Here is a 24,174-nt window from a genome sequence, read left to right as displayed (position 1 = left end):
ACCGCCTGGGTTACTCGCGCCGTTCCCCGCGCCCCTGAGAGGCCGGTCATTCACCTGCGGGCCGGTGGGGCTTGTCGCGCAGTTCCCCGCGCCCCTGATCCGGCCCGGACTCCGTCTGCGGCCAGTGGATGGCTGCTCGCGCCCCTTCAGCGGGGGTGCCGCCGCCAGAGTGTTCGGGTGAGCCGCTAGCTTTTAGGGGCGCGGGGAACTGCGCGGCCAGCCACCCACTGTCCGCAGACGAACCTGCACCTCCGAGGGCCCCATCAGGACCCCGGCCACGCCGTACCCCCAGGGGCGCGGGGAACTGCGCGATCAGCCCCCACCGGCCCGCGGGCAAAGGGCAATGGCAAGGGCAAAGGACAGGCACCCCGCCCCCCGGCCCCCTAGTACTGCGACTGCAAGTGCTGCCAGAACCCGTCCCGCAGTGCCCGCCGCAGATCCGCGTGGCCCCGCAGCGACCGCTGGAGCAGGCGTTCCGCCTCCACCAGGAGGTCCTGGTCGACCGGGCCGGGGAGGTACGGGTGGCCCGGCAGCAGCTGGGCCAGGGACGCCCGGCCCCGCTCCGACAGCCACGTCGCCGCGATCCGCGCCCCCACGAACCGCACATCGTCCCGCGTCGGCGCCGGCCCGCTGTCCTCGTACATCGTCACCGGCCGCCGCGTGACGTACGGCTTGCAGAAGTCCAGGTCGAACGTGCGCTGGCTGTCGACCTCCCACAGCAGCGGCTCCGCCTGGTTGCGCCCCTCCGCCGCCTCGATCCCCCACAGGTGGACCCGCGCCCCGTACCCCTGCGCCGCCTCGACCGCCGAGACGAGGTCCTCGTCGCCGCCGATGAGCGCCGCGTCGCTGATCGCGCGGTGGCGGGCGAGGGACTCCAGGTCGGAGCGGATCAGGGAGTCGACGCCCTTCTGCTGGTTGTTGGCGTTGAGGTTGCCCAGCCGCACCTTCACGTCCGGCAGCTCGGCGATCGACTGCTGCTCGTTGGTGTGGATGCGCCGGCGCGCGCCGTCGTACCAGTACACCCGGAGCAGCCGGCTGTCCGCGAAGATCGTGCGGGCCTTGTCGATGAAGGCCTCGATCAGCCCCTCCGCGTCGAGGTCGAAGGCCCGGCGGTCCTCCGTCCCGGTGACCAGGAGGCCCGCCGCCGCGTAGACGTAGCCCGCGTCCACGAAGATCGCGTGGGTGGAAGGCGTCTTCGCCACCTCGGCGAGCATCCGCCGCAGCAGCTGGTTGGTGCGCTCCAGCTGCGCGCCGATGCCGGCCAGACCGGGGGCGGGGGCGGGGGCGTCCGGGCCACGGCCGGTGCCGCCGGTGCCCCCGGTGCCGCCCGGGCGGCGCGAACCGCCGACGCCGGGGATCTCACTGCCTGAGGTGTCGCCTGCTTCGCTCATCGCCCCCATTCTCAGGGGCGTGAGCGAGCTCTCACAACCGGTGCCTTACCCGCCAGTATTTAGTTCGGGAAAAAATTTCCTTAGCGTAGGGAATGTTTGCCAAGGGCAACCCGTTGTAACAGTCGTAACGGGGCCAGCTCCCCGTACCACCAGCATCAAGCAGTTCTCCTTCAGGAGGATCAGACGAAGGGAGAAGCCATGCGCTTCGAAATCATGCGCCTCAACGACGTGGACGGCTCCGCCGTGGACAGCACCGTCGTGGACGCCGCCTCCGTCAACCGGATTGTGCAGCAGGCCGCCGCGGTGGGCCAGCGCATCTACATCCGCCCGGCCGACAGCTCGGCTTCGTAACGCGTAAGGATCTTCTACGCGGCAAGCCGAAGCGCCCCCGCACCGGACACCGGTACGGGGGCGCTTTTCGCTGCGCGGCTGCGCCGGTACGCGTACGGTCACCCGCCCCGGATCACCTGGGTGACGCCGTTGATGATCTGCTGCACCGCGAGCGCGGAGAGCATCATGCCCGCGAGCCGCGTCACCAGGACCACCCCGCCGTCCTTGATGACCCGGATGATCAGCAGCGAGTACCGCATGACCAGCCACAGCACGACGTGCATGGCGAGGATCGCGGTCCACACCGCGACCTGTCCGCCGAGCGTGTCGTGGTTCTGGACCGCCAGGATCACCTGGACGATCGCGCCGGGACCGGCGAGCAGCGGCATGCCCAGCGGCACCAGTGCCACGTTGACGTCCTTGGTCTGCTTCGGCTCCTCCATCTTGCCGGTGAGCAGGTCGAGCGCGATGAGCAGGAGGAGCAGACCGCCCGCGATCATCAGCGCGGGCACCTCGATGTGCAGGTACGCCAGGATCTGGTTGCCCACCAGGCCGAACACGGTGATCACGCCGAGGGCGACGGCAGCGGCCTGCCACGCCATCCTGCGCTGCACCTTGGCGGCGCGCCCGGAGGTCAGCGCGAGGAAGATCGGGGTGATCCCCGGGGGATCCATGATGACGAACAGAGTGAGGAAGAGGGAGCCGAAAACGGCAGCGTCGAACACGGTGGTGCCTTGCGGGAGAGGGTGTACGGAGCAGGGGAGGGCGCCGCACGGAGCGGAGTCCTCTGGGGGAGGGTGAGGGGAAGGCGACGGGGCCGGGCCCGGGGCCCGGGCTAGCGGCCGGTTCCGCCCGCGCCCGGGACGGGGAACGCGCCCGTCGCCCGGCGGGTGATCTCGCCGTAGATCTCGGGGTCGGTGGTGCACTCACCGAGCCGCACGGACTTGCGGTCGCCGTGGTAGTCGCTGGAGCCGGTGGTGAGCAGGCCGAGTTCGGCGGCGAGCGAGCGCAGCTTCGCGCGCGAGGGCTCGTCGTGGTCGGTGTGGTCGACCTCGATGCCGTCGAGGCCGGCCGAGGCGAGCTCGGCTATGACCGTCTCGGGCACGACCCGGCCGCGCTTGAGCGCCAGCGGGTGGGCGAGGACGGTGACTCCTCCGGCGGCCTTGACCAGCCGGACCGCCTCGAACGGGTCGAGCTCGTGCTTGCCCACGTACGCGCGTCCGCCGTCCGCCAGCCACTCGGGCACGAACGCCTCCGAGACCGACCCGACGACGCCCAGCTCGACCATCGCCTCGGCGACGTGCGGGCGGCCCACCGAGCCGTCGCCCGCGATCCGCGCCACCTGCTCCCAGGTGACCGGGACGCCCAGCTCCTGGAGCTTGGCGACCATGCCCCGGGCGCGCGGCACCCGGTCGTCGCGGACCAGCTCGCGCTCGCGCGCCAGCTCCGGCTCCTCGGGGTCGAAGAGGTACGCCAGCATGTGCAGGCCGATACCGTCGATCCGGCAGGAGAGCTCGGCGCCGGTCACCAGGGTCAGGCCCGCGGGCAGCGCCGCGGCGGCCCGCGCGTGACCGCGGGTGGTGTCGTGGTCGGTGAGCGCGATGACGTCCAGTCCGGCGGCGGCCGCGTTGCGGACCAGCTCGGCCGGGGTGTCCGTGCCGTCGGACGCGGTGGAGTGGGTGTGCAGGTCGATGCGCACGCGTGACTCCAGGGCGTAAGGGCGGACGGTGGGGACAGTCAAGGATAACGGTGCGTGGCCCCCGTCCCGCCCGTCACGGCTGTGGCGGTCACCGCATCCCGGCCGACACGGCTGTGGCGGTCACCGCATCCCGGCGGACACGGCTGTGGCGGTCACCGCATCCCGTCGCCCGGCGCGGCTCACCGCATCCCTCCCGACAGGATGCGCGGCGAGAGCGCCCCGCACGGCACCAGTTCGACCTCGGCGCCCGCGTCGCGCAGATCGGTGAGGACCAGCTCGTCGTAGAGCAGCAGCCCCGACTGCTCCGGCCAGACGATCGCCCACAGCCACAGGCCGCGCGCCTCGCCCGCGAAGACCGCGCGGTCGTCGGGCGTGGCGGTGACGTGCCAGAGCGGGGTGGGGCGTCCGGCCGCGAGGACCTTGGCGTGGGGCGGTTTGTCGACGCTCATGTACGGGCCGGGGTCGGGGCCGTCGATGCCCGCGTACCGCGCGCCCAGGCCCACGCCCAGCTCCTCCGCCACGAGCAGCAGCTCACCGATGCCGCCGAGCGGCGCGGGGCCCGAGCAGGCCACGGCGGTCGCCCGCCCGCCGCTGCGGTCGTCGCCCGCGCACGCCACGCCGGTGAAGAGCCAGCCGATCGGCAGCGGCCACGGCATCCAGACGGGCACCTTCGCCCGGTGCACCGCGACGCCGAGCGCCTCGACGCTCGGCGGGACGACGGGCTGGAGCGGATGCACCGTGCCGTGCACGTCGCACTGCCAGGTGTCGGCGAAGAGACCGGGCGCCCGGACCCGGCCTCCGCACTTCGGGCAACTGGGTTCGCCCCTCATACCTGCCAACGGTCCTCCCCGTCCCGCGCCGCGTCAAGGACGATCACCCGTCCGGCGTGTGGCAGAAGGGGCGGACGGGGGCGCCGGCACGCGCCCGCCCCGGCGCACCGGGCACGCCCTCGGTCCGGGCGGACGGCGGTACGCCCTAGTCCAGGCGGACGGCGGTACGCAACGGGTCGCGCAGGTCGGTCCCCTCGGCCAGCCAGCGCTCCTCCAGCTCCCGCGCCCCGTGCACCCGCTTCCAGGCCGCCTCGTTCGCCGTCATCGGCAGCAGCGGCAGGAAGCGGACCGGGTCCATCGGGTCGTCGAGCTCCAGGTCCTCGACCAGCCCGCCCGGCTCCGCGACCAGGACCGAGCTGAACGGCGCGCCCGGCCACAGCGGTTCCCCGATGTCCAGGGAGGCGCCGGGGGCCACCACCACGCCCTCGACCTGCGGGGCGGAGGCGAGGACGGCGAGCGGCCGCAGCACCTTGTCGGTGTCGGCGAGCCCGGCCCGTACGGACAGGACCAGCTCGGCGCGCGGGCCCTCGACCGGGTCGGCCAGGGCGGCGGCCGGGTCGGTCATCGGCCGGGCCGACATGCCGAGCGTGGCGTAGCGCACGATGTCCCCGTCGGCGAAGCGCAGCACCTCGACCCGGTCCGTACCGAGGAAGGTCACCGCGGCGCGCGCGTCCGGTTCACCGAGGGCGGTGCGCAGCCTGGCCTCGACGAGAGCAAGAACATCAACCATGAGTTGAGCATAGAAGCCGTATCGAACGGGCAAAGTACGGACTTGACACCTGCGCCGACTGATAGTCTTGGCCGCTGTTCAGGGCAGAAGTACGTCCCTCACGGGGGACCGGCCGGAGGAGGTGGGGCTGCGATGGATCGAAGTCGGCCTGGCAGTACCAACCGCTCTTCCGTGCGCCTTCGTTGTTCCCTGTGATCGAGACCTCCATACCCGGCCGTATCCCCGGGAAACATCCGAGTCTCATGGCATGTCGCACGGCGGAAGAGCATCTCGCCTCGCCCAGTCCGTTTCAGTAGCGAACGCCGTCACCGCCCTCGCGGTGCCGCCCGCTTTGCGGACGTACGCAGATGTACGCAGTTCTCGCGTCACGTCCCCATTCCGGGCAGTGCCACGCTCGCCGGCGGCCTCTCCGTGAAGGAGTCCTGCCATGTCCATGATCCGTGACCTGCGCGCAGCGGTCCGCCCCTCCCTGCGTCCCTCGCTGCGCAAGAGCGCCGCCCCGCACAACTCCTACGACCCCACCCGCGACCCCTCCGCGAGCAGCGCCGTCGTCGACTGCGCGGTCTACCGCGACGGGCTGCGCAGCCAGGCCGACGCGTGCCTCACCCCGCGTGAGGCGATGCGGTACGTCCAGGAGGAGGGCGGCTTCGCCTGGATCGGGCTGCACGAGCCGACCGAGTCCGAATTCGCCGGTATCGCCGCCGAGTTCGGGCTGCATCCGCTGGCCGTGGAGGACGCCGTCCACGCCCACCAGCGGCCCAAGCTGGAGCGGTACGACGACACGCTCTTCACCGTCTTCAAGACCGTCCACTACGTGGAGCACGCCGAACTCACCGCCACCAGCGAGGTCGTGGAGACCGGCGAGGTCATGTGCTTCACCGGCCGGGACTTCGTGATCACCGTCCGGCACGGCGGCCAGGGGTCGCTGCGGGCGCTGCGCAAGCGCCTCCAGGACGACCCCGAGCTGCTCGCCAAGGGCCCCTCGGCCGTGCTGCACGCCATCGCGGACCAGGTCGTCGACGGCTATCTGGCGGTCGTGGACGCGATGCAGGACGACATCGACGAGGTCGAGATCGACGTCTTCTCGGCGCCCTCCAAGGGCAGCCCGCGCGGCACGGACGCCGGCCGGATCTACCAACTCAAGCGCGAGGTACTGGAGTTCAAGCGGGCGGTCTCGCCGCTGCTGCGGCCCATGCAGCTGCTCAGCGAGCGGCCGATGCGGCTGGTCGACCCCGACATCCAGAAGTACTTCCGCGACGTGGCCGACCACCTCGCGCGCGTGCAGGAGCACGTGGTCGCCTTCGACGAGCTCCTGAACTCGATCCTCCAGGCCAATCTGGCGCAGGCGTCGTTCGCGCAGAACGAGGACATGCGCAAGATCACCTCATGGGCGGCGATCATCGCCGTACCGACGATGGTGTGCGGCGTGTACGGCATGAACTTCGACCACATGCCGGAGCTGCACTGGAAGTACGGCTACCCGATCGTGCTGGCCGCCATCGTCGGCAGCTGTCTGACCATCCACCGCACGCTCAAGCGGAACGGTTGGCTCTGACGACGAGGGCGAGCCCGCCGAGGATCACGACCAGGGCGGCCCAGGCCAGGGCGGGCGGCTGCTGGCCCAGCCAGAGCGCGGCGATCAGCGCCGCGCCCGGGGTCTCCAGGAGGATCGCCGTGGACGTCACGGAGGCGCCCAGGCCCCGCACCACCCGGTTGAGCAGCGAATGGCCCAGCAGCTGGGCCGCGACGGTGAGCGCGGCCAGCTTCGCCCAGGTCGCCCCGGAGTACGAGCCGAGGTCCGCGCCGCTCGCCAGGCAGGCGGCGAGCAGCCCGGCGGCGGCCGTCCCGTAGCAGAGGTAGGTGTACGGGACGGTGTCGACGGTCCGCCGGACCTCGGCGCCGAGCAGCACGTAACCGGCGGCGGCGACACCGCCGCCGAGCGCGAGGGCGTCACCCGCGAGGGCACGCGGCGAGGTGGTCAGGTCGACGCCGGTGAGCATCACCACGCCCACGCACGCGACCAGCGTCCCGGCCCAGACCAGGGCGGGCGGGCGGTGGCCGCGCAGCCGCAGGGCGAGCGTGGTCCAGATCGGGGTGGTGGTGCACAGCGCGGTCGAGGAGGCCACCGACGTCATCCGCAGACTCGGCAGCCAGAGCCCGAAGTGCACCGCGAGCAGCGCCCCCGCGGCGACCGCGAGCCCCGCCTCCCGGCGGGTCAGCCCGCGCAACCGCTCCCGGTACTTCACCGCGACCAGCGGGGTGAGCGCGCCGACGGCCATGGCGTTGCGCCAGAACGCGATGGCCAGCGCGGGGGCCGCCGTGGCGGCGATCAGCGGCGCGGAGAGCGACACGCTGGCGATGGCGACGGCGAGCAGCGCGAAGTCGACCCGGGGGGCGGCCGCGACGGCGGCCGGGGCCGGGGTCGCGGGTGCTGTGGTGGTGGGCGCGGTGGTGGGCACGGCATGAGAGTAAGGCGCTAAACATATTTTCGGAACTGTCGGACCATGCTGTGGACAACACCGTGGGCCGGGCCGGGGCCGTCCCATAAAGTGGCCCCCATGACACCTGCGCTGCTGGATCGGGCCCTCGTCGAGGAGGCCACCAAGAAGTCCGGGCTGATCTGGGTGCGGGGCACCGGGACCGCCGACCGCGCGCTGTGGCACGTGTGGCACGAAGGCGCGGCGTATGTGGTGGGCGGCGGCCCCGGCGAGCAGCCGCTGGAGGGCCTGGCCGACGGCGGCACCGCGGAGGTGACCGTCCGCAGCAAGGACAAGGGCGGGCGCCTGGTCGCCTGGACGGCCGCGGTGAGCGAGGTCGCGCCGCGGAGCGAGCTGTGGGAGGCGGTGGCCGCCGAGCTGAAGGCCAAGCGGCTGAACGCGCCGGACGGCGAGGCGGTGACGGGGCGCTGGGCGCGGGAGTGCCGGGTGCTGCGCCTGGCGCCGGCCGAGGTCCGCACGGAGATGCCCTCGGGCTCGCTGGCCGCGCCGCCCGTGGAGACCCCGGCCACCACGCGCGAGCCGGTCCCGGCGGCGCTGCCGCGCCTGCTGATGAAGCGGAAGCGGGGGCGCAGGCGGGGCTGAGGGGTGCGGCGCCGGACGCGGTGCCGTGCCGGACGCGGTGCCGTGCGCCTGCGGACCGTGGTGGGTTGCGCTCGGCCACAGACAACCCGCGGACAGACGTCGACCGACCGGGGCGCGCGAGCACCCACCGGCCCGGAGGCGGACACGGGCTCCGGGGGGGGGCGCGTGGGCTACGTTTTGGGGAGCCTGCTCCCGTAATCCACCGTCGCCCCCTTGGACGGCGCCGCCAGCGGGAAGTCCTGGTTCCAGTCGCCCAGTTCGAGCACGCCCGCGCCACCCGCCCGCTCGAAGCGCAGCGGATAGGGCGTGCCCTGGAGCGAGACGTCGAGGGTGCCGCCCTCGCCGTCCTTGCCGGCCCTGACGCGGATGGTGCCCACCTCACCGACCTTGGACCGGTCGCCCTTGGAGAGCTCGCCCTGGAGCCCGAGCATCCCCTTCAGCAGCGCGCCCTTGTCCGTGAAGCCGCGCAGCTCCTGGTACGCGGGGTCGCCCGAGGGCACCTTGACGTACTTGTCGTCGAGCTGTCTGCCCGCGGCCGACGCGCTCCCCGAGCCGTGCTTGCCGTCCCGGTGCGCCCAGAACCCGGCGTCGGCCTTCAGATAGAGCTCGTCACCCACCCGCAGCAGCCCGAACGTGGTGTTCTTGGAGGTGACCGTGCCGGTGGCGCCGTTCTTCTTCAGCCGCATGTCGATCTTGTACGTGCCGCCCTTGCTGACCAGCGTGCCGCTGAGGTGCACCGCGTCGGCGCCGTCGGCCGCCGTGCGTGCCTTGCCCTCGATCTCGGTCGCGGAGAGCTTGCCGACGCCGTTGGTCCCCTCGTCCGGGTCCGAGGAGCACGCCGTGACGGCCGCGGCGAGCCCCGCGCAGAGCGCGACGGGCAGCGCGGCCCGGCGCGCCCGTACGGACAGGGAGCGTGTGGTCACCGGCACAGCCTTTCGTCGAAGCGCGCCGAGTGGGGGCGCGAAGTCGGGGTCGGCAGACCGCACCCTACCCGGGCCGTCCACCCCGCCCCGCGGAGAGCCGTACGGACCCCCCACAAGGGCGTACCGCGAAGGCACCGGCTAGCCTGAATCAGATATTCAGCGTCGTATTTCCGGCCGGGACAGGGTCGGATCACGCCCCAGAGGAGGCGCTCGGCATGGCGGCAGGCGCCCCCCGGATCTTCGTCTCGCACCTCTCCGGCGTCGCCGTCTTCGATCCCAACGGCGACCAGGTGGGCCGGGTGCGCGATCTGGTGGCGATCCTGCGCGTCGGCCGCCGTCCGCCCCGGCTGCTCGGCATCGTCGTCGAGGTGGCCGGCCGGCGGCTGATCTTCCTGCCGATGACCCGGGTCACCGGCGTCGAGTCCGGCCAGGTCATCACCACCGGCGTGGTCAACCTGCGCCGCTTCGAGCAGCGCCCGACCGAGCGCCTCGTCCTCGGTGAGCTGCTGGACCGCCGGGTCACCGTCGTCGAGAGCGGCGAGGAGGTGACGGTCCTGGACGTGGCCATCCAGCAGCTGCCCGCGCGCCGCGACTGGGAGATCGACAAGGTCTTCGTCCGCCGCGGCAAGGGCGGCGCCCTGCGGCGCAAGGGCGAGACGCTGACCGTCGAGTGGTCCGCCGTCACCGGCTTCTCGCTGGAGGAGCACGGCCAGGGCGCCGAGAACCTCCTCGCCACCTTCGAGCAGCTGCGCCCCGCCGACCTCGCCAACGTGCTGCACCACCTCTCCCCCAAGCGCCGCGCCGAGGTGGCCGCGGCCCTCGACGACGACCGGCTCGCGGACGTCATGGAGGAGCTGCCGGACGACGACCAGGTGGAGATCCTCGGCAAGCTGAAGGACGAGCGGGCCGCCGACGTCCTGGAGGCGATGGACCCCGACGACGCGGCCGACCTGCTCTCCGAGCTGCCCGAGGAGGACAAGGAGCGCCTGCTCACCCTGATGCAGCCGGACGACGCGGCGGACGTGCGCAGGCTCCTGTCGTACGAGGAGCGCACCGCGGGCGGTCTGATGACCACCGAGCCGATCGTGCTGCGCCCGGACGCCACGGTCGCCGACGCCCTCGCGCGCGTACGCCAGCAGGACCTCTCGCCGGCGCTGGCCGCGCAGGTGTACGTGTGCCGGCCGCCCGACGAGACGCCGACCGGCAAGTACCTGGGCACGGTGCACTTCCAGCGGCTGCTGCGCGACCCGCCGTTCACCCTGGTCTCCTCGATCGTGGACACCGACCTGCCGCCGCTCTCCCCCGAGGCGCCGCTGCCCGCGGTGACCGCGTTCCTCGCCGCGTACAACATGGTCGCCGCGCCCGTCGTGGACGACAGCGGGTCCCTGCTGGGCGCGGTCACGGTCGACGACGTCCTGGACCACCTGCTGCCCGAGGACTGGCGCGAGGCGGAGTTCCACGGCGCCGAGGGGGGCACGGATGGCTGACCGCACCGAGGAGCGCGAGCGCACGCGCGCGGTGGGCGCGAGCGCCCTCTCACGCGGCCCGCGCGCCCGCCTGGACCAGCCGCGCGCGCCACGGCGGCGGCTGCTGCCCGAGTACGACCCGGAGGCGTTCGGCCGGTTCTCCGAGAAGATCGCCCGCTTCCTGGGCACCGGGCGGTTCATCGTCTGGATGACCCTGGTGATCATCCTGTGGGTGGTCTGGAACATCTTCGCGCCGGCCGCGCTGCGCTTCGACGAGTACCCGTTCATCTTCCTGACGCTGGCCCTGTCCCTCCAGGCCTCGTACGCGGCCCCGCTGATCCTGCTCGCGCAGAACCGGCAGGACGACCGCGACCGGGTCAACCTGGAGCAGGACCGCAAGTCCAACGAGCGCTCCATCGCCGACACCGAGTACCTCACCCGGGAGATCGCCGCGCTGCGGATGGGCCTCGGCGAGGTGGCCACCCGCGACTGGATCCGCTCGGAACTCCAGGACCTGATCAAGGAGATGGAGGACCGGCGCGTGGTATTCCCGCCGGAGGCCCCGCACGGAAGTGACGAATCAGACCACCGCTAGGGCTTTCCGGGGGCGGCACCCCGCGCCGTACCATCTCCGTATGGTTACGGATGACGCGGTGCGCGAGGCACTGGCGACGGTGAACGACCCAGAGATCCACCGCCCGATCACTGAGCTCGGCATGGTCAAGGCGGTCGAGATCGGGGCGGACGGGGCGGTCGCCGTCACGGTGTACCTCACGGTCTCCGGCTGCCCGATGCGCGAGACGATCACGAAGAACGTGACCGAGGCGGTCGAGCGGGTCGAGGGCGTCACGCGCGTCGACGTCTCGCTCGATGTGATGAGCGACGAACAGCGCAAGGAGCTCGCGGCGTCGCTGCGCGGCGGCACCGCCGAGCGCGAGGTGCCCTTCGCCAAGCCCGGCTCGCTGACCCGCGTCTACGCGGTGGCGTCCGGCAAGGGCGGCGTCGGCAAGTCCTCGGTGACGGTGAACCTCGCCGCGGCGATGGCGGCGGACGGGCTGAAGGTCGGTGTCGTCGACGCCGACATCTACGGGCACTCCGTGCCCCGCATGCTGGGCGTGGACGGCCGTCCCACCCAGGTCGAGAACATGATCATGCCGCCGTCGGCGAACGGCGTGAAGGTCATCTCCATCGGTATGTTCACCCCGGGCAACGCCCCGGTGGTCTGGCGCGGCCCGATGCTCCACCGCGCCCTCCAGCAGTTCCTGGCCGACGTCTACTGGGGCGACCTGGACGTCCTCCTGCTCGACCTGCCCCCGGGCACCGGCGACATCGCGATCTCGGTCGCCCAGCTGGTCCCGAACGCGGAGATCCTGGTCGTCACGACCCCCCAGCAGGCCGCCGCCGAGGTCGCCGAGCGGGCGGGCTCGATCGCGGTCCAGACCCACCAGAAGATCGTCGGCGTCGTCGAGAACATGGCGGGCCTGCCCTGCCCGCACTGCGACGAGATGGTCGACGTCTTCGGCACGGGCGGCGGCGAGAAGGTCGCGGAGGGCCTGACGAAGACGACCGGCGCGAACGTGCCGGTGCTCGGCTCGATCCCGATCGACGTCCGCCTGCGCGAGGGCGGCGACGACGGCAGGCCGGTCGTCCTCTCCGACCCGGAGTCCCCCGCGGGCGCCGCGCTGCGCGCGATCGCGGGCAAGCTGGGCGGCCGCCAGCGCGGCCTGTCGGGCATGTCGCTGGGGATCACTCCGCGCAACAAGTTCTGATCCGCGGGTTCGGATCCGCGGGTTCTGATCCGCGGGTTCTGATCCGTCGGCCGTCTGTGGCTGGTCGCGCGGTTCCCCGCGCCCCTGGGAGGGCCCTTCGGGCCCCTCTCAGGAGCGCGGGGGAACCGCGCGAGCAACCGCCCACGAGCTGTGGCCGCAAGGCGCCCCGGCCGACGTGGACCTAGGCGTACGACGTGATGTCCACCACCGCGAACCCGAGCCCGTACGCGCTCATCCCCCGCCCGTACGCCCCCAGGTGCACCCCGCCCCCGGCGGAGCCGGCCAGCACCCAGCCGAACTCGGACTCCCGGTAGTGGAACGGCGTCGCGACCCCGTCGACCGGCAGCGAGAGCGTGGTCCAGTCCGGCCCGGCGAGGTCGTCCGCCAGTTCCCACGCCGCCTCGGTCTGCTGGTCCAGCCACTCGTCGCGCAGCACGTGGTCCATCTGGGCGGGCCAGGTGAAGGAGAGCAGCCCGGACCCGGCCAGCCAGGCCGCGGAGGAGACCGTGGTGGCCTCCAGCACTCCCGTACCGTCGCCGCTGCGGCGCGTGGGGTTGGCCGGGATGCTCACGACCACCGCGAAGCGCTCGCGGTCGGCGGCGGAGCGGTCGGTCGCGTCGGGCCGTATCGACGGCTCGTCGCCGTGGCCGGTGGAGCCGTACTGAACCGTGCCGTCGGCCGCCGTGGCCACCTGCATCAGCCAGCGCGGCCCGGTGAAGGCCTGGTCAAGGCCGTACCAGGCGAACGGTGCCCGCAGATAGCCGTCGACCGTACGCCGGGCCGCCGGCACCCCTTCTGGTGTGGACGGGGTGTCCTCCGTGGACCCCTGTGCCGAAACCCGACTCGTCGTCTCCACTGCCCGGCCGCCTCCTGTCCGTAGGTGTCCGCAGCGGCCCGCCCCCCTCGGGCGTCCTGGCTGCCGGACCTATGGAGGATAGCCACCCCGGTCGCGTCCACCGGGAATGACGGTGCGGACGTGGCTCGGATTGACGTCCCGTACGGAGTTCGGGGGGGCGCGTCAGGTCGCGTCGGCGTCGAACGGGGGGCGCTCGCCCGGGTCGAGCTTCTCGCGCTTCTTGACGAGGTCGGGCGCGCCCGGCACACCGGCGGCCGAGCCGTTGGCGGCGGTCGTGGGGGCCGCGGAGGCGCTCTCGCGGCCGTGCACCGCGTCCGCGACCTCCTCCATGTCCTTGCGCAGGTCGAAGCTGTTGCGGATCTCCTTGAGACCCAGGTCGTCGTTGTCGAGCAGCTGCTTGCGCACGAACGTCTTCGGGTTCAGGTCCTCGAACTCGAAGTCCTTGAACTCGGGGCCGAGTTCGGCGCGGATGTCCGCCTTGGCGGTCTCCGAGAAGCTGCGGATCTTGCGGATGAACCCCGAGACGTCCTGGATCAGCTTGGGCAGCTTGTCCGGGCCGAAGACGAGCACGGCGAGGACCACGAGGGTGACGAGCTCCATGGGCCCTATGTCGTTGAACACCTGCTGCTCCTCGTGGCTCTGCTCCCGGGTCCAGTCATGGACCGCTCCACGGTACCCGTCGAAACTGTCGAAACGGTACCTACCCGGTGACCTTTGGCCGTCGCTTGCCCCCCGGGTGACCGATAGGTGACCCGGGGGCGAGCCGCGGCGGTGGCCCCGGCGCAGGTCAGGACGTGGCGGAGCCCAAGGTGAGGGTGAGGCGCTGCTCCTGGCCGCCGCGCCTGAGCGTCAGCTCCAGGCGGTCGCCGGGGCGGTGCGCGCGGATCTTGACGATCAGCTCCTCGGCGCTGTGCACCCGCTGGCCGTCCACCTTGGTGATCACGTCCTCGGGCCTGATGCCCGCGGTGGCGCCGGGGCCGCCGGGAGTCACGGAGGGCTTGCCGTCGGCGGCCTTGGCGCCGACCCGGGCGCCGTCGCCGGAGAACTTCATGTCGAGGGTGACCCCGATGACCGGGTGGGTGGCCCGGCCGGTGTTGATCAGTTCCTCGGCGACCCGCTTGCCCTGGTTGACGGGGATGGCGAAGCCGAGCCCGATCGAGCCGCCCTGGCCGCCGCTGTCGCTGGTGCCCGCGGCGCGGATCGCGCTGTTGATGCCGACGACGTGGGCGCGCGAGTCGAGCAGGGGTCCGCCCGAGTTGCCCGGGTTTATCGGGGCGTCGGTCTGGAGCGCGTCGACATAGCTGACGTCGCTGCCGTCGCCCTTCTCGCCGCCCGCCGTGATCGGGCGCTCCTTGGCGCTGATGATGCCGGAGGTGACGGTGTTGGAGAGGTCGAAGGGGGCGCCGATGGCCACCACCGGGTCGCCGACCTGGACGTTGTCGGAGTTGCCGAGCGGGAGCGGCTTCAGCCCCGAGACACCGCTCACCCGGACCACGGCGAGGTCGTACCCGGCGTCGCGGCCGACCACCGTGGCGCGGGCGCTCTCGCCCCCGCTGAAGGTCACGCTGATGTCGCCGGACGAACCCGCGGGCTGGACGACGTGGTTGTTGGTGAGGATGTGCCCGGCGTTGTCGAGGACGAAGCCGGTGCCGGTGCCGGACTCGCTCTCCCCGCTGACGTGCAGCGTGACGACGCCCGGGAGGGCGCTGGCGGCGATCCCGGCGACGCTGTCGGGCGCGCGGCCGATGGGCCCCTTGCCGGCCTGCGGCAGGCTGACGTGGGTGGTGCCGGTCCGCTCGACGTACGCGCCGATGCCACCACCGATACCGCCCGCGACCAGCGCGAGGACGACGGCCCCGAGGACGAGCGCCCCACGCCGGGGCCCGCGCCGGGCCGGTGCGCCCGCCGTGCTGAGCGGCTGCTGCCCGGCCGCGCCCCACGGGTCGTAGTGCACCCACTGGGACGAGGGCGGGACCGGCGGCACGGCCTCCGGTACGACGTACGGGGCCGCCGGGGCCTCCGGCGCCGGGTATGCCCCCTGGGACGGCACGGCCGCGGCGGGCGGCACGGCACCCGGAACCGGCGCGGGACGCTGCACCGGCGGCGCGGGCGCCCACGGCCCGGGACCGCCGTACGGCGGCGTCCCGTACGGATCGGGCGCGTGCAGGGGCCGCCGGAGCGGCACGGCCCCGTCGGGCCCCTGGGCCGAACCGTCACCGGGGCCCTCGGCCGCCGCCGCCGACGCCTGGGCGGTGGCCTCGGCCGCCGCAAAGGGCGCAGAGGGCGCAGAGGGCTGGGAAGCGGTGGGCTCCGCCGGTGCCGAAGGCTGGGGAGTGGTGGGCTCCGCCGAGGCCGACGTCTGGGAGGCGGTGGGCTCCGCCGGTGTCGACCCAAGGTCAACACCCTCGACGGGCGTGGGCCCGTGGCCGTGTTCGGCGGGAACGGCCTGCGCGGGCTCGGCAGGCGCCACCGGCCCGGGCTCGGCGGGAACCGCCTGCGCAGGACCAGCGGACGCCACCGGTCCGGCCTCGACGGCAACCGCCTGCGCGGGATCGGCCGACGCCACCGGTCCGAGCTCGGCAGAAACCACCTGCGCGGGATCGGCCGACGCCACCGGTCCGGGCTCGGCAGAAACCACCTGCGCGGAGTCGGCCGGTGCCGCCGGGGCGGGTGGTGCCAGTCGGTACGCGGACTCTTCCTCGACCGGGGCTCCCGGGGCCAGCGGGTACGGCACGTCCCGGGCGCCGGAACCTTCCGGCGCCGCGGCGGCCGGGCCGTCCTGCGCACCCGGAGCGGACGCGTCCGGCGTCCCGCCCGCGGGCGGGGCCAGGTCGTACGTCTCCTCGGCCGCGGAGCCGTCCTCGCGCGGGGTGGGACGGCTCCACCATCTCGCCCTGGGCCCGGTGGGCTTCCCGTCGTTCATGCTCTCCCCGCAAATGTCCCGCGTGCCCCGGGGGCACCCCTCCCGGGGATTCAATCAGGTTTGCCGGGAGGAGCGCAGGGCAGGCGGTCAGTGCCGCGGAGCCGCCAGCCGCGTCGGGGACGAGGACGGACTCGCGCCCGGCAGCGCCGACAGCGGCGCGACCGGCCGTACCGCCGGGGCGGAGAGCACCGGCCGTATCAGCGGAGGCAGGGCCGAGCCGCTCAGCAGCGCCGCGCGGAACGGGTTGCCGAACTGCTGCGGCGCGGGCTGGGACGGTATGCCGTTGAGCCCGGCCAGCCCCATCGGAGCCGGTGCGCCGGTCTGCGGACCCACCGGCGCGCTCGCCGCGCCGCCGTGTCTGCGCTCCGCGTCCAGGGAAAGCGGCACGCCCGAAACAGCGCCTGCGGGACCGGCCGACGGGCTCTGCGCCCGCACCGGCGTGACCCTGCTGCCCGATCCCTCGCCCCGGGCGCTGGTGTCCGCGCCGGAATCCGAGGGGATCGCGCCGCCGAGCGCGATCGCCGCCAGGGAGACCGCGCTGGCCGCGGCGAAGGCGATCCTGCGCCCGCGCCACGGCGAACCCGAACGCTCCTCGGCGCGGGCCACTTCATGGATACGGAAGCCCCGTCCGGGCAGCCCGCCGCCGAGGACGGCCGCGTGCGCCCCGCCGGGCGCGTAGCCGAAGCGGCCGGCCGGGTCGCCCGGATCACTCAGGGCGCCGGGGGTGAAGACCCCCTCGGTGAGGCGGCCCCCGCCGAATGGTCCCCGACCGTCGTCGTCGCCTCCGGGGCCCCCGGGCAGCCCCTGGAGCCGTGCCAGCAGCCCCTCGGAGGGGGTGGGCTGCGCCGTCTGCGCGAAGACGCTCTTGACGCGGCGCTGGGCGTCGGCCTCGGCCTTGCACTTGGGGCAGGTGGCCAGATGAGAAAGGACGCGCTCGCGCGCGTCATGACTGAGCTCGCCGTCGACCAGGGCGGCGAGGCGGTCCCCCAGATGCTGCTCGGCGGGGGTCGGACCTGTGCCGGTCACGCTGTCCCCTCTCCGACCGCCCCCGGGGCGCCGGGCGCCACCCCCGCGAGGGCACGCTGCTGCTCGGCACGGGCCTCGGGCGAACGGTGCTTCAGCGCCTTGCGCAGATGCGAGCGGCCCCGGTGGATCCGGCTGCGCACGGTGCCGAGCTTCACGCCGAGGGTGGCGGCGATCTCCTCGTACGACAGGCCCTCGATGTCGCAGAGGACGACGGCCGCGCGGAATTCGGGCGCGAGGGTGTCCAGCGCCTGCTGGACGTCGGCGTCGAAGTGCGCGTCGTTGAAGACCTGCTGGGGGGACGGGTCACGGCTGGGCAGCCGCTCGGCCGCGTCGTCGCCGAGCGCGTCGAAGCGGATGCGCTGGCGGCGGCGGACCATGTCCAGGAAGAGGTTGGTGGTGATGCGGTGCAGCCAGCCCTCGAAGGTGCCCGGCGTATACGTCGACAGGGAGCGGAAGACGCGGACGAAGACCTCCTGCGTGAGGTCCTCGGCGTCGTGCTGGTTGCCCGTCAGGCGGTAGGCGAGGCGGTAGACGCGGCCGCTGTGCGTGCTGACGATCTCCTCCCACGTGGGAGGGGTCCACGCCGGGGATTCCGCGTCGGCGAAGGTCGCGGTGGCTGCGGAAGGTGCGGCGTTGATGGGAGTCCCTCCCAGGCCGTTGAGGCCATGGGGGCGGTCAGCGGTCTCGGTCACGGATTTCGGCTCACCCGCCGACCTGAGAAAGCGCCGGAGCACTCCTCCCCGATCCACAGGCGCAGCCGCACCTCCCCTGTCGGCTCTGGTGGTGTCCAGCGGAGCCCCTACCATAGCCACCTCGCCCGTTAGCTCCGGATAAGAATCTTTACGCGCATTTGGGACCGGCTTCCCGCCCCCGCGACCGCGTCGCTTCCCGGACCCCTCGGGGACCGGGATTTCGTACTCGTCCATGTCACCCCCGCCCTTCATAACGCCTGGTCCCATCTGCGGGTTCCCGGGCGCAGCGGATACAGTCACCGTTGCGCGCCAACTACGGGGACAGGAGAGGGCCATTACCGCCAACCGGCAGACGAGCTGGGCGTTCGCCGACGCCTTTGTCGCCGAGGACGACGCGCTGCGCTGGGCCCGCGAGCGGTCCCGGGAGGCAGGACTGCGTTCGGTGTCCCCGGGGACGGGCGCCGCGCTGCGCCTGCTCGCTGCCACCGCGGACGCCAAGGCGGTGGCCGAGATCGGCACCGGAACGGGCGTCTCCGGGATCTATCTGCTCCAGGGCCTGCGGCCGGACGGCGTGCTGACCACCGTCGACCCCGAGGCGGACCGCCAGCAGTTCGCCAAGCAGGCCTTCCGCGCGGCGGGATTCGCCGGGAACCGGGCGCGTTTCATCCCCGGGAACGCCCTGGACGTCCTGCCGCGGCTGGCCGACGGCGGATACGACCTGGTGTTCTGCGACGGCGATCGGGCGGAGTCCCTGGACTACCTAGCTGAATCGTTGCGCCTGCTGCGGCCCGGCGGAATCGTCTGCTTCGAAGGGGTCTTCGCCGACGGCCGTACGGTCGACTCGGGCGTCCAGCCCGCCGAGGTGCTGCGGCTGCGGGACCTGCTGCGGACCGTCCGCGAGAGCCAGGAGCTGGTCGGGTCGCTGCTGCCGGTGGGCGACGGACTCCTGTGCGCGGTGAAGCGGCCCTGAGAGGCGGCATGGGTGCGCCGCGGTCTCCTCGCCCCCTGGTCAGCCCCTGGTCACCCTTCGGTCGGCCTTGGAAAACACTCCGCCCCGGGCCGGTACCTGCGTACCGGCCCGGGGCGGGCACAGATGGCGGTCAAGCCTGCTGAATCAGCCGACGACCTTCTTGAGCGCGTCTCCGAGCGCCTCGGCCTCGTCCGGGGTCAGCTCGACCACAAGCCGTCCGCCGCCTTCGAGCGGAACGCGCATGACGATGCCCCGCCCCTCCTTGGTCACCTCGAGCGGGCCGTCGCCCGTCCGCGGCTTCATGGCCGCCATGCTGTTTCCCCTTCCTGAAACCAGCTCATCGCAGCCGGCGGCCCCATGACAGGCATGGTGTTACCGGCATCGAACACATTGCTTCCAGGTCATTATCCCGCATGGCAGGACCCGATGACCAACATCGGTCCGCATCGCTTGCGCAACGCGCTCTATCAAAACCACCCAATTCGGCGATCCGCCTGCGATACTTCGCCACCCCCGGTGCGGATGCCGACCGGGATTGTTTGACGCAGGTCACATGTGCGGCGCCGATGATCTCCGCCATGCTGGGCGGACACGACACCGCAACGGAGGGGATCCATCCCAATGGCCGACACCGTGCTCTACGAGGTGACCGACGGGCTCGCGACGATCACGCTCAACCGTCCCGACGCCATGAACGCCATGAACATCGAGGCCAAGGTCGCCCTGCGGGACGCGGTACGGGCGGCCGCGGCGGACCCGGCGGTGCGGGCGGTCCTGCTCACCGCGACCGGCCGGGCGTTCTGCGTGGGCCAGGACCTCAAGGAGCACGTGAGCCTGCTCGCGGCGGACCGCGAGGCGGGCACCACGGTCACGATGAGCACGGTCCGCGAGCACTACAACCCGATCGTGCGCGCCCTCACCGAGATGCCCAAGCCGGTCGTGGCCGGGGTCAACGGCGTCGCGGCGGGCGCGGGCCTCGGCTTCGCGCTGGCGGCGGACTACCGGGTGGTCGCGGACACGGCCGCCTTCACCACCTCCTTCGCGGGGGTCGCGTTGACGGCCGACTCCGGCGTCTCCTGGACGCTGCCCCGCCTCATCGGCCAGTCGCGCGCCGCCGACCTGCTGCTCTTCCCGCGCTCGATCTCCGCGCGCGAGGCGTACGACCTCGGGATCGTGAACAAGCTGGTCCCGGCGGAGAACCTGGCGGCCGAGGCCGCGGCCGTGGCGCGCGCGCTGGCCGACGGGCCGACCCTCGCGTACGCGGCGCTCAAGGAGTCACTGGCGTACGGGGCCGGGCACAGCCTGGCCGAGGCGCTGGAGAAGGAGGACGAACTCCAGACGCGTGCCGGGGCCTCCGAGGACCACGGAATCGCGGTGGCGGCGTTCCTGGCGAAGGAGAAGCCGAAGTATGTGGGGCGTTGAGCCGTTCGTGGTGACGTGGCCCGCCCCGCGGCGGCCGCGGGGCGGGCCCTTCGGGTCCGCCGCACGGCTCACCGCGCCCCTGGAGGGCCCCGCCGCCCGTCAGGCGGCGCCGGCGCCGCCCCGGTACACGCAGTTCTCCAGGTGGTCGTCCACAAGGCCGCACGCCTGCATGAGGGCGTAGGCGGTGGTGGGGCCGATGAAGCGCAGGCCGCGCTTCTTGAGGGCCTTGGACAGCGCCGTCGACTCGTCGGTGACCGGGGGGACGTCGGCCAGGGTGCGGGGAGCCGGGCGGGTGGCGGGGTCCGGGGCGTAGGACCAGATCAGCTCGTCCAGTTCGCCGGGGGCCCAGTCGGCCAGGACGCGCGCGTTGGCGAGGGTCGCCTCGATCTTGGCGCGGTTGCGGATGATCGACTCGTCGGTCAGCAGCCGCGCCGCGTCCTCGTCCGTGAACGCGGCCACCTCGGCGATCCGGAAGCCCGCGAAGGCGCGGCGGAAGCCCTCCCGGCGGCGCAGGATGGTGATCCACGACAGCCCCGACTGGAAGGCCTCCAGGCACAGCCGTTCGTACAGGGCGTCGTCGCCGTGGACCGGGCGGCCCCACTCGGTGTCGTGGTACGCCACGTAGTCCGCGGTGGACAGCCCCCACGGGCAGCGCGGCCGGCCGTCGGGGCCGGGGATGGCGGCGCTCACTGGCGGGGCTCCTCGTCGCGGCGGGCGTGGGCGGCGCTGAGCGCCTGCTGGAGGGCGGCGATCCGGGCGTCGCGCTCGGAGAGCTCCGCGGCGAGGCGGCTCAGTACGTCGTCGACCTCGGCCATGCGGTAGCCGCGGGCGGCCACCGGGAGCCGCAGGGCGTCGATGTCCGCGCGCTCCACGGGCCGGTCCTCGGGCAGCGGGTCCGAGAGCCGCTCGGGGCCCGTCTCGGGCAGGACGGCGTCGTCGCCGCCGCCCACCACGGCCAGCGTCACCGCGGCGACCACCACGACCATGGCGATCAGCAAGAACCAGAACACGCGCGAAGCCTCTCCCCGCCAGCCGGAAACCGTCGGGTCCGATCGTGCCATGCGGAGCCGGGAGTTAGGGTCTGTCGGTCGGCAAGGCCCGGCCCACCGGGCACGGAACCAGAGGTCACGGGCTTCTTACCCGAGGAGGAAACAGCGGATGCTGCGGCTGGGACGGCGCGAGTTCGACGCGTACGAGCCGGTGATCATGGCGATCGTCAACCGGACCCCGGACTCCTTCTACGACCAGGGCGCGACCTTCCACGACGAGCCCGCGCTGGCCCGCGTGGAGGAGGCGGTGTCCCAGGGGGCCGCCATCATCGACATCGGCGGGGTCAAGGCGGGCCCCGGCGAGGAGGTGACGGCCGAGGAGGAGGCGCGGCGCACGGTCGGCTTCGTGGCCGAGGTGCGGCGGCGGCATCCGGACGTGGTGATCAGCGTCGACACCTGGCGCCACGAGGTCGCCGAGGCGGTCTGCGAGGCGGGCGCCGACGTGCTGAACGACGCGTGGGGCGGGGTCGACCCCAAGCTCGCGGAGGTCGCGGCGCGGTACGGGGCGGGGCTGGTGTGCACGCACGCGGGCGGCGTCGAGCCGCGCACCCGGCCGCACCGGACCGCGTACGAGGACGTGATGGAGGACATCCTGCGGGTCACCGTCGGCCTCGCGGAGCGGGCGGTCGCGCTCGGGGTGCGGCGGGACGGGATCATGATCGATCCCGGTCACGACTTCGGCAAGAACACCCGCCACAGCCTGGAGGCGACCCGGCGGCTCGGGGAGATGACGGCGACCGGGTGGCCGGTCCTGGTCTCCCTCTCCAACAAGGACTTCGTCGGGGAGACGCTGGACCGGCCGGTCAAGGAGCGGGTCATCGGGACGCTGGCCACGACCGCGGTGTCGGCGTGGCTGGGGGCGCGGGTGTACCGGGTGCACGAGGTCGCGGAGACGCGTCAGGTGCTGGACATGGTGGCGTCCATCGCGGGCCACCGGCCGCCCGCGGTGGCCCGGCGCGGGCTGGCCTGACCGGGCCCCGTCGGTACGGCGGCGGTGCGGGCGCGTCCGGCGCCCCTACCGCCCCACCTCCTTGGTCACCAGGGCCACCGCCTCCTCCACGCTGTCGGTGACGTGGAAGAGGAGCAGGTCGGCCTCGGAGGCCTTGCCGCCCGCGACCACCGTGTCGCGGAGCCAGTCGACCAGGCCCGTCCAGTACTCGGAGCCGAACAGGACGATCGGGAAGCGGGTCACCTTGCCGGTCTGGACGAGCGTGAGCGCCTCGAAGAGCTCGTCCAGCGTGCCGAGGCCGCCGGGCAGCACGACGAAGCCCTGCGCGTACTTCACGAACATCGTCTTGCGGACGAAGAAGTAGCGGAAGTTCACGCCGATGTCGACATGCGGATTGAGCCCCTGCTCGAAGGGGAGCTCGATGCCGAGGCCGACCGAGACGCCCCGCGCCTCGCGCGCGCCCCGGTTGGCCGCCTCCATCGCCCCCGGCCCACCACCGGTGATCACCGCGAAGCCCGCCTCGACCAGCGCCTGGCCGATGCGCACACCCGCCTCGTACTCCAGCGAGTCCACCGGCGTGCGGGCCGAGCCGAAGACGCTGATGGCGCTGGGCAGTTCGGCGAGCGCGCCGAAGCCCTCGACGAACTCGGACTGGATGCGCATCACCCGCCAGGGGTCGGTGTGCACCCACTCCGAGTCGCCCTCGGTGTCCAGGAGCCGCTGGTCGGTGGTTCCGGGCTTCACCTGCTCGCGGCGGCGCAGCACCGGCCCGAGCCGCTGCTCCAGCCGCTGTTCGCCCGGAAACTCTCCCTCGGGATAGGCCATTGCGTGCTCCTTTCCGCTGACTCCAGTCATATGACGCGTCCGGCCAGGGTAGGACGACCTACGTGACGAATGATGAAATTCAGGCAGTCAGCCAGGCGTGAAGTCGCCGTTCGCAGTGGGTGATCCGGTCGACGGCCACGTGTTCGTCGCGCTTGTGCGCGTACAGGGCGTCCCCGGGGCCGTAATTGACGGCCGGGACGCCGAGCGCGCCGAAGCGGGAGACGTCGGTCCAGCCGAACTTGGGCTGCGGGGTGCCGCCGACCGCCTCCATGAAGGCCGCGGCGGCCGGGTGTGAGAGTCCGGGCAGGGCCGCGCCCGAGTGGTCGTCGACCACGAACGCCGTGACGCCGCAGTCCGCGAAGACCTCGTGGACGTGGGCCAGCGCCTCCTCGGCGGTGCGGTCCGGGGCGTAGCGGTAGTTGACGGTGACCGCGCACGCGTCGGGGATGACGTTGGTGGCGACGCCGCCCTCGATCCGTACCGCGTTCAGGCCCTCGTGGTACTCCAGCCCGTCGATCACCGGCCGGCGCGGCTCGTACGCGGCGAGCCGGGCCAGGATCGGGGCGGCGGCGTGGATGGCGTTGGAGCCCATCCAGCTGCGCGCGGAGTGGGCCCGCTCCCCTTCTGTGTGGAGGACGACCCGCAGGGTGCCCTGGCAGCCGCCCTCGACCTGGCCGTCGGAGGGCTCCAGGAGGACCGCGAAGTCGCCCTCGATCCAGTCGGGGTGCGCCTCGGCCACGTGCCCGAGCCCGTTGAGGTGGGCCGCGACCTCCTCGTTGTCGTAGAAGACGAACGTCAGGTCGCGGTTGGGCTCGGGGACGGTCGCCGCGATGCGCAGCTGCACGGCCACGCCGGACTTCATGTCGGAGGTGCCGCAGCCCCACAGGACGCCGTTGTCGTCCAGGCGCGAGGGCACGTTGTCCGCGATCGGGACGGTGTCGATGTGCCCGGCGAGGACGACCCGCTCGGCGCGCCCCAGACGCGTGCGCGCGACGACGTTGTTGCCGTGGCGGTCCACGGTCAGGTGCGGCAGGGTCCGCAGGGCCGCCTCGATCGCGTCCGCGAGCGGCTTCTCCGTTCCGCTCTCGGACGGGAAGTCGACGAGCCACGCGGTGAGCGCGGGGCCGTCCAGGGTCAGGTCGAGTGCGCTGTCTGCCATGGCCCCGACCCTAGCGCGCACCCCCCGACCAGGGCCGGGGCGTCCACAGGCACACGAGTGGCGCCCGGCCCCGGGGGGCTCGCCC

At 73.0% G+C, this 24,174-nt stretch carries 26 protein-coding genes; 9 read left to right on the top strand and 17 right to left on the bottom strand.

What is annotated here, in order from left to right; all coding sequences use genetic code 11:
• Positions 1-383: 383 nt before the first annotated feature.
• Positions 384-1,391, bottom strand: coding sequence for an NYN domain-containing protein (locus ABZ404_RS27815; protein WP_358835404.1), 1,008 nt, complete (start codon positions 1,389-1,391; stop codon positions 384-386).
• A 198-nt stretch (positions 1,392-1,589) separates the two neighbouring features.
• Between ABZ404_RS27815 and ABZ404_RS27810 the strand changes: the two genes are divergently transcribed.
• Positions 1,590-1,742, top strand: coding sequence for a hypothetical protein (locus tag ABZ404_RS27810; RefSeq protein ID WP_344075186.1), 153 nt, complete (start codon positions 1,590-1,592; stop codon positions 1,740-1,742).
• A 98-nt stretch (positions 1,743-1,840) separates the two neighbouring features.
• On the opposite strand, the gene ABZ404_RS27805 is transcribed toward ABZ404_RS27810, so the two are convergent.
• From ABZ404_RS27805 to ABZ404_RS27790, 4 genes are all read right to left on the bottom strand, one after another.
• Positions 1,841-2,446, bottom strand: coding sequence for a MarC family protein (locus ABZ404_RS27805; protein ID WP_358835405.1), 606 nt, complete (start codon positions 2,444-2,446; stop codon positions 1,841-1,843).
• A 110-nt stretch (positions 2,447-2,556) separates the two neighbouring features.
• Entirely contained in the window at positions 2,557-3,420 is an 864-nt protein-coding gene (locus ABZ404_RS27800; RefSeq protein ID WP_358835406.1) for a PHP domain-containing protein, read from the bottom strand.
• A gap of 179 nt (positions 3,421-3,599) precedes the next feature.
• Positions 3,600-4,250: a DUF6758 family protein gene (locus tag ABZ404_RS27795; protein ID WP_358835407.1), complete on the bottom strand. Its 651-nt coding sequence runs from the start codon at positions 4,248-4,250 to the stop codon at positions 3,600-3,602.
• 145 nt (positions 4,251-4,395) lie between these two features.
• Positions 4,396-4,980: a suppressor of fused domain protein gene (locus tag ABZ404_RS27790; RefSeq protein ID WP_358835408.1), complete on the bottom strand. Its 585-nt coding sequence runs from the start codon at positions 4,978-4,980 to the stop codon at positions 4,396-4,398.
• A 427-nt stretch (positions 4,981-5,407) separates the two neighbouring features.
• Here ABZ404_RS27790 and ABZ404_RS27785 point away from each other — a divergent pair, with 427 nt between their 5' ends.
• Positions 5,408-6,535 (top strand): magnesium and cobalt transport protein CorA, encoded by a 1,128-nt coding sequence (locus ABZ404_RS27785; RefSeq protein WP_358835409.1) that lies wholly within the window; start codon positions 5,408-5,410, stop codon positions 6,533-6,535.
• Here the strand turns inward: ABZ404_RS27785 and ABZ404_RS27780 are convergent.
• Positions 6,513-7,355, bottom strand: a complete 843-nt coding sequence (locus ABZ404_RS27780) for a DMT family transporter (protein WP_358835418.1) — start codon at positions 7,353-7,355, stop codon at positions 6,513-6,515. The two genes, ABZ404_RS27785 and ABZ404_RS27780, sit on opposite strands and share 23 nt — an antisense overlap.
• Before the next feature lie 183 nt (positions 7,356-7,538).
• Between ABZ404_RS27780 and ABZ404_RS27775 the strand changes: the two genes are divergently transcribed.
• On the top strand, positions 7,539-8,060 hold the full coding sequence (locus ABZ404_RS27775) for a hypothetical protein (RefSeq protein WP_358835410.1): 522 nt from the start codon (positions 7,539-7,541) through the stop codon (positions 8,058-8,060).
• A 170-nt stretch (positions 8,061-8,230) separates the two neighbouring features.
• Here ABZ404_RS27775 and ABZ404_RS27770 read toward each other — a convergent pair whose 3' ends face one another.
• On the bottom strand, positions 8,231-8,983 hold the full coding sequence (locus tag ABZ404_RS27770; RefSeq protein WP_358835411.1) for a hypothetical protein: 753 nt from the start codon (positions 8,981-8,983) through the stop codon (positions 8,231-8,233).
• 215 nt (positions 8,984-9,198) lie between these two features.
• Between ABZ404_RS27770 and ABZ404_RS27765 the strand changes: the two genes are divergently transcribed.
• The 3 genes from ABZ404_RS27765 to ABZ404_RS27755 are packed head-to-tail and all read left to right on the top strand — an operon-like array spanning position 9,199 to position 12,218.
• A complete protein-coding gene (locus tag ABZ404_RS27765; RefSeq protein WP_358835412.1) occupies positions 9,199-10,470 on the top strand; it encodes a CBS domain-containing protein in 1,272 nt (423 codons plus the stop codon).
• Positions 10,463-11,044, top strand: a complete 582-nt coding sequence (locus tag ABZ404_RS27760; protein WP_358835413.1) for a DUF1003 domain-containing protein — start codon at positions 10,463-10,465, stop codon at positions 11,042-11,044. The genes ABZ404_RS27765 and ABZ404_RS27760 overlap by 8 nt, the downstream gene beginning before the upstream one ends.
• Before the next feature lie 40 nt (positions 11,045-11,084).
• Positions 11,085-12,218, top strand: a complete 1,134-nt coding sequence (locus tag ABZ404_RS27755) for an Mrp/NBP35 family ATP-binding protein (protein WP_358835414.1) — start codon at positions 11,085-11,087, stop codon at positions 12,216-12,218.
• A gap of 181 nt (positions 12,219-12,399) precedes the next feature.
• Here ABZ404_RS27755 and ABZ404_RS27750 read toward each other — a convergent pair whose 3' ends face one another.
• From ABZ404_RS27750 to sigE, 5 genes are all read right to left on the bottom strand, one after another.
• Positions 12,400-13,074, bottom strand: coding sequence for a hypothetical protein (locus tag ABZ404_RS27750; protein WP_358835415.1), 675 nt, complete (start codon positions 13,072-13,074; stop codon positions 12,400-12,402).
• Between the two features lie 162 nt (positions 13,075-13,236).
• Positions 13,237-13,695, bottom strand: a complete 459-nt coding sequence (locus ABZ404_RS27745; RefSeq protein ID WP_358835416.1) for a sec-independent translocase — start codon at positions 13,693-13,695, stop codon at positions 13,237-13,239.
• 166 nt (positions 13,696-13,861) lie between these two features.
• Entirely contained in the window at positions 13,862-15,997 is a 2,136-nt protein-coding gene (locus ABZ404_RS27740; protein WP_358991011.1) for a trypsin-like peptidase domain-containing protein, read from the bottom strand.
• Between the two features lie 87 nt (positions 15,998-16,084).
• Entirely contained in the window at positions 16,085-17,023 is a 939-nt protein-coding gene (locus ABZ404_RS27735; RefSeq protein ID WP_358834790.1) for a zf-HC2 domain-containing protein, read from the bottom strand.
• A complete protein-coding gene (gene sigE / locus ABZ404_RS27730; RefSeq protein ID WP_358834792.1) occupies positions 17,020-17,829 on the bottom strand; it encodes an RNA polymerase sigma factor SigE in 810 nt (269 codons plus the stop codon). The genes ABZ404_RS27735 and sigE overlap by 4 nt, the downstream gene beginning before the upstream one ends.
• Positions 17,830-17,947: 118 nt before the next feature.
• Between sigE and ABZ404_RS27725 the strand changes: the two genes are divergently transcribed.
• Positions 17,948-18,685, top strand: coding sequence for an O-methyltransferase (locus ABZ404_RS27725; protein WP_358834789.1), 738 nt, complete (start codon positions 17,948-17,950; stop codon positions 18,683-18,685).
• 144 nt (positions 18,686-18,829) lie between these two features.
• On the opposite strand, the gene ABZ404_RS27720 is transcribed toward ABZ404_RS27725, so the two are convergent.
• Positions 18,830-18,997 carry a DUF3117 domain-containing protein gene (locus ABZ404_RS27720; RefSeq protein WP_009997451.1) on the bottom strand — a complete coding sequence of 56 codons (168 nt, stop codon included), beginning with the start codon at positions 18,995-18,997 and terminating at the stop codon, positions 18,830-18,832.
• Positions 18,998-19,306: 309 nt separating this feature from the next.
• Here ABZ404_RS27720 and ABZ404_RS27715 point away from each other — a divergent pair, with 309 nt between their 5' ends.
• Complete coding sequence (locus ABZ404_RS27715) at positions 19,307-20,107, top strand: enoyl-CoA hydratase-related protein (RefSeq protein WP_358834788.1); 801 nt, start codon at positions 19,307-19,309, stop codon at positions 20,105-20,107.
• 99 nt (positions 20,108-20,206) lie between these two features.
• Here ABZ404_RS27715 and ABZ404_RS27710 read toward each other — a convergent pair whose 3' ends face one another.
• Together ABZ404_RS27710 and ABZ404_RS27705 are read right to left on the bottom strand one after the other, a co-directional pair.
• Positions 20,207-20,797 (bottom strand): DNA-3-methyladenine glycosylase I, encoded by a 591-nt coding sequence (locus ABZ404_RS27710; protein ID WP_358834787.1) that lies wholly within the window; start codon positions 20,795-20,797, stop codon positions 20,207-20,209.
• Entirely contained in the window at positions 20,794-21,117 is a 324-nt protein-coding gene (locus tag ABZ404_RS27705) for a DivIVA domain-containing protein (protein WP_358834786.1), read from the bottom strand. Before ABZ404_RS27705 ends, ABZ404_RS27710 begins: the two co-directional genes overlap by 4 nt.
• Before the next feature lie 148 nt (positions 21,118-21,265).
• Between ABZ404_RS27705 and folP the strand changes: the two genes are divergently transcribed.
• On the top strand, positions 21,266-22,126 hold the full coding sequence (folP, locus tag ABZ404_RS27700; RefSeq protein ID WP_358834785.1) for a dihydropteroate synthase: 861 nt from the start codon (positions 21,266-21,268) through the stop codon (positions 22,124-22,126).
• A 45-nt stretch (positions 22,127-22,171) separates the two neighbouring features.
• Here the strand turns inward: folP and ABZ404_RS27695 are convergent, their stop codons facing one another.
• Both ABZ404_RS27695 and dapE read right to left on the bottom strand, forming a co-directional pair.
• Positions 22,172-22,930 (bottom strand): TIGR00730 family Rossman fold protein, encoded by a 759-nt coding sequence (locus ABZ404_RS27695; RefSeq protein ID WP_358834784.1) that lies wholly within the window; start codon positions 22,928-22,930, stop codon positions 22,172-22,174.
• Between the two features lie 79 nt (positions 22,931-23,009).
• Positions 23,010-24,089, bottom strand: coding sequence for a succinyl-diaminopimelate desuccinylase (gene dapE, locus ABZ404_RS27690; protein WP_358834783.1), 1,080 nt, complete (start codon positions 24,087-24,089; stop codon positions 23,010-23,012).
• Between the last annotated feature and the right edge of the window lie 85 nt (positions 24,090-24,174).

It is taken from the genome of Streptomyces sp. NPDC005878, assembly GCF_040629815.1.
In the GTDB taxonomy this organism is placed as follows: domain Bacteria; phylum Actinomycetota; class Actinomycetes; order Streptomycetales; family Streptomycetaceae; genus Streptomyces.
This window is presented reverse-complemented; position numbering and strand designations above follow the sequence as displayed.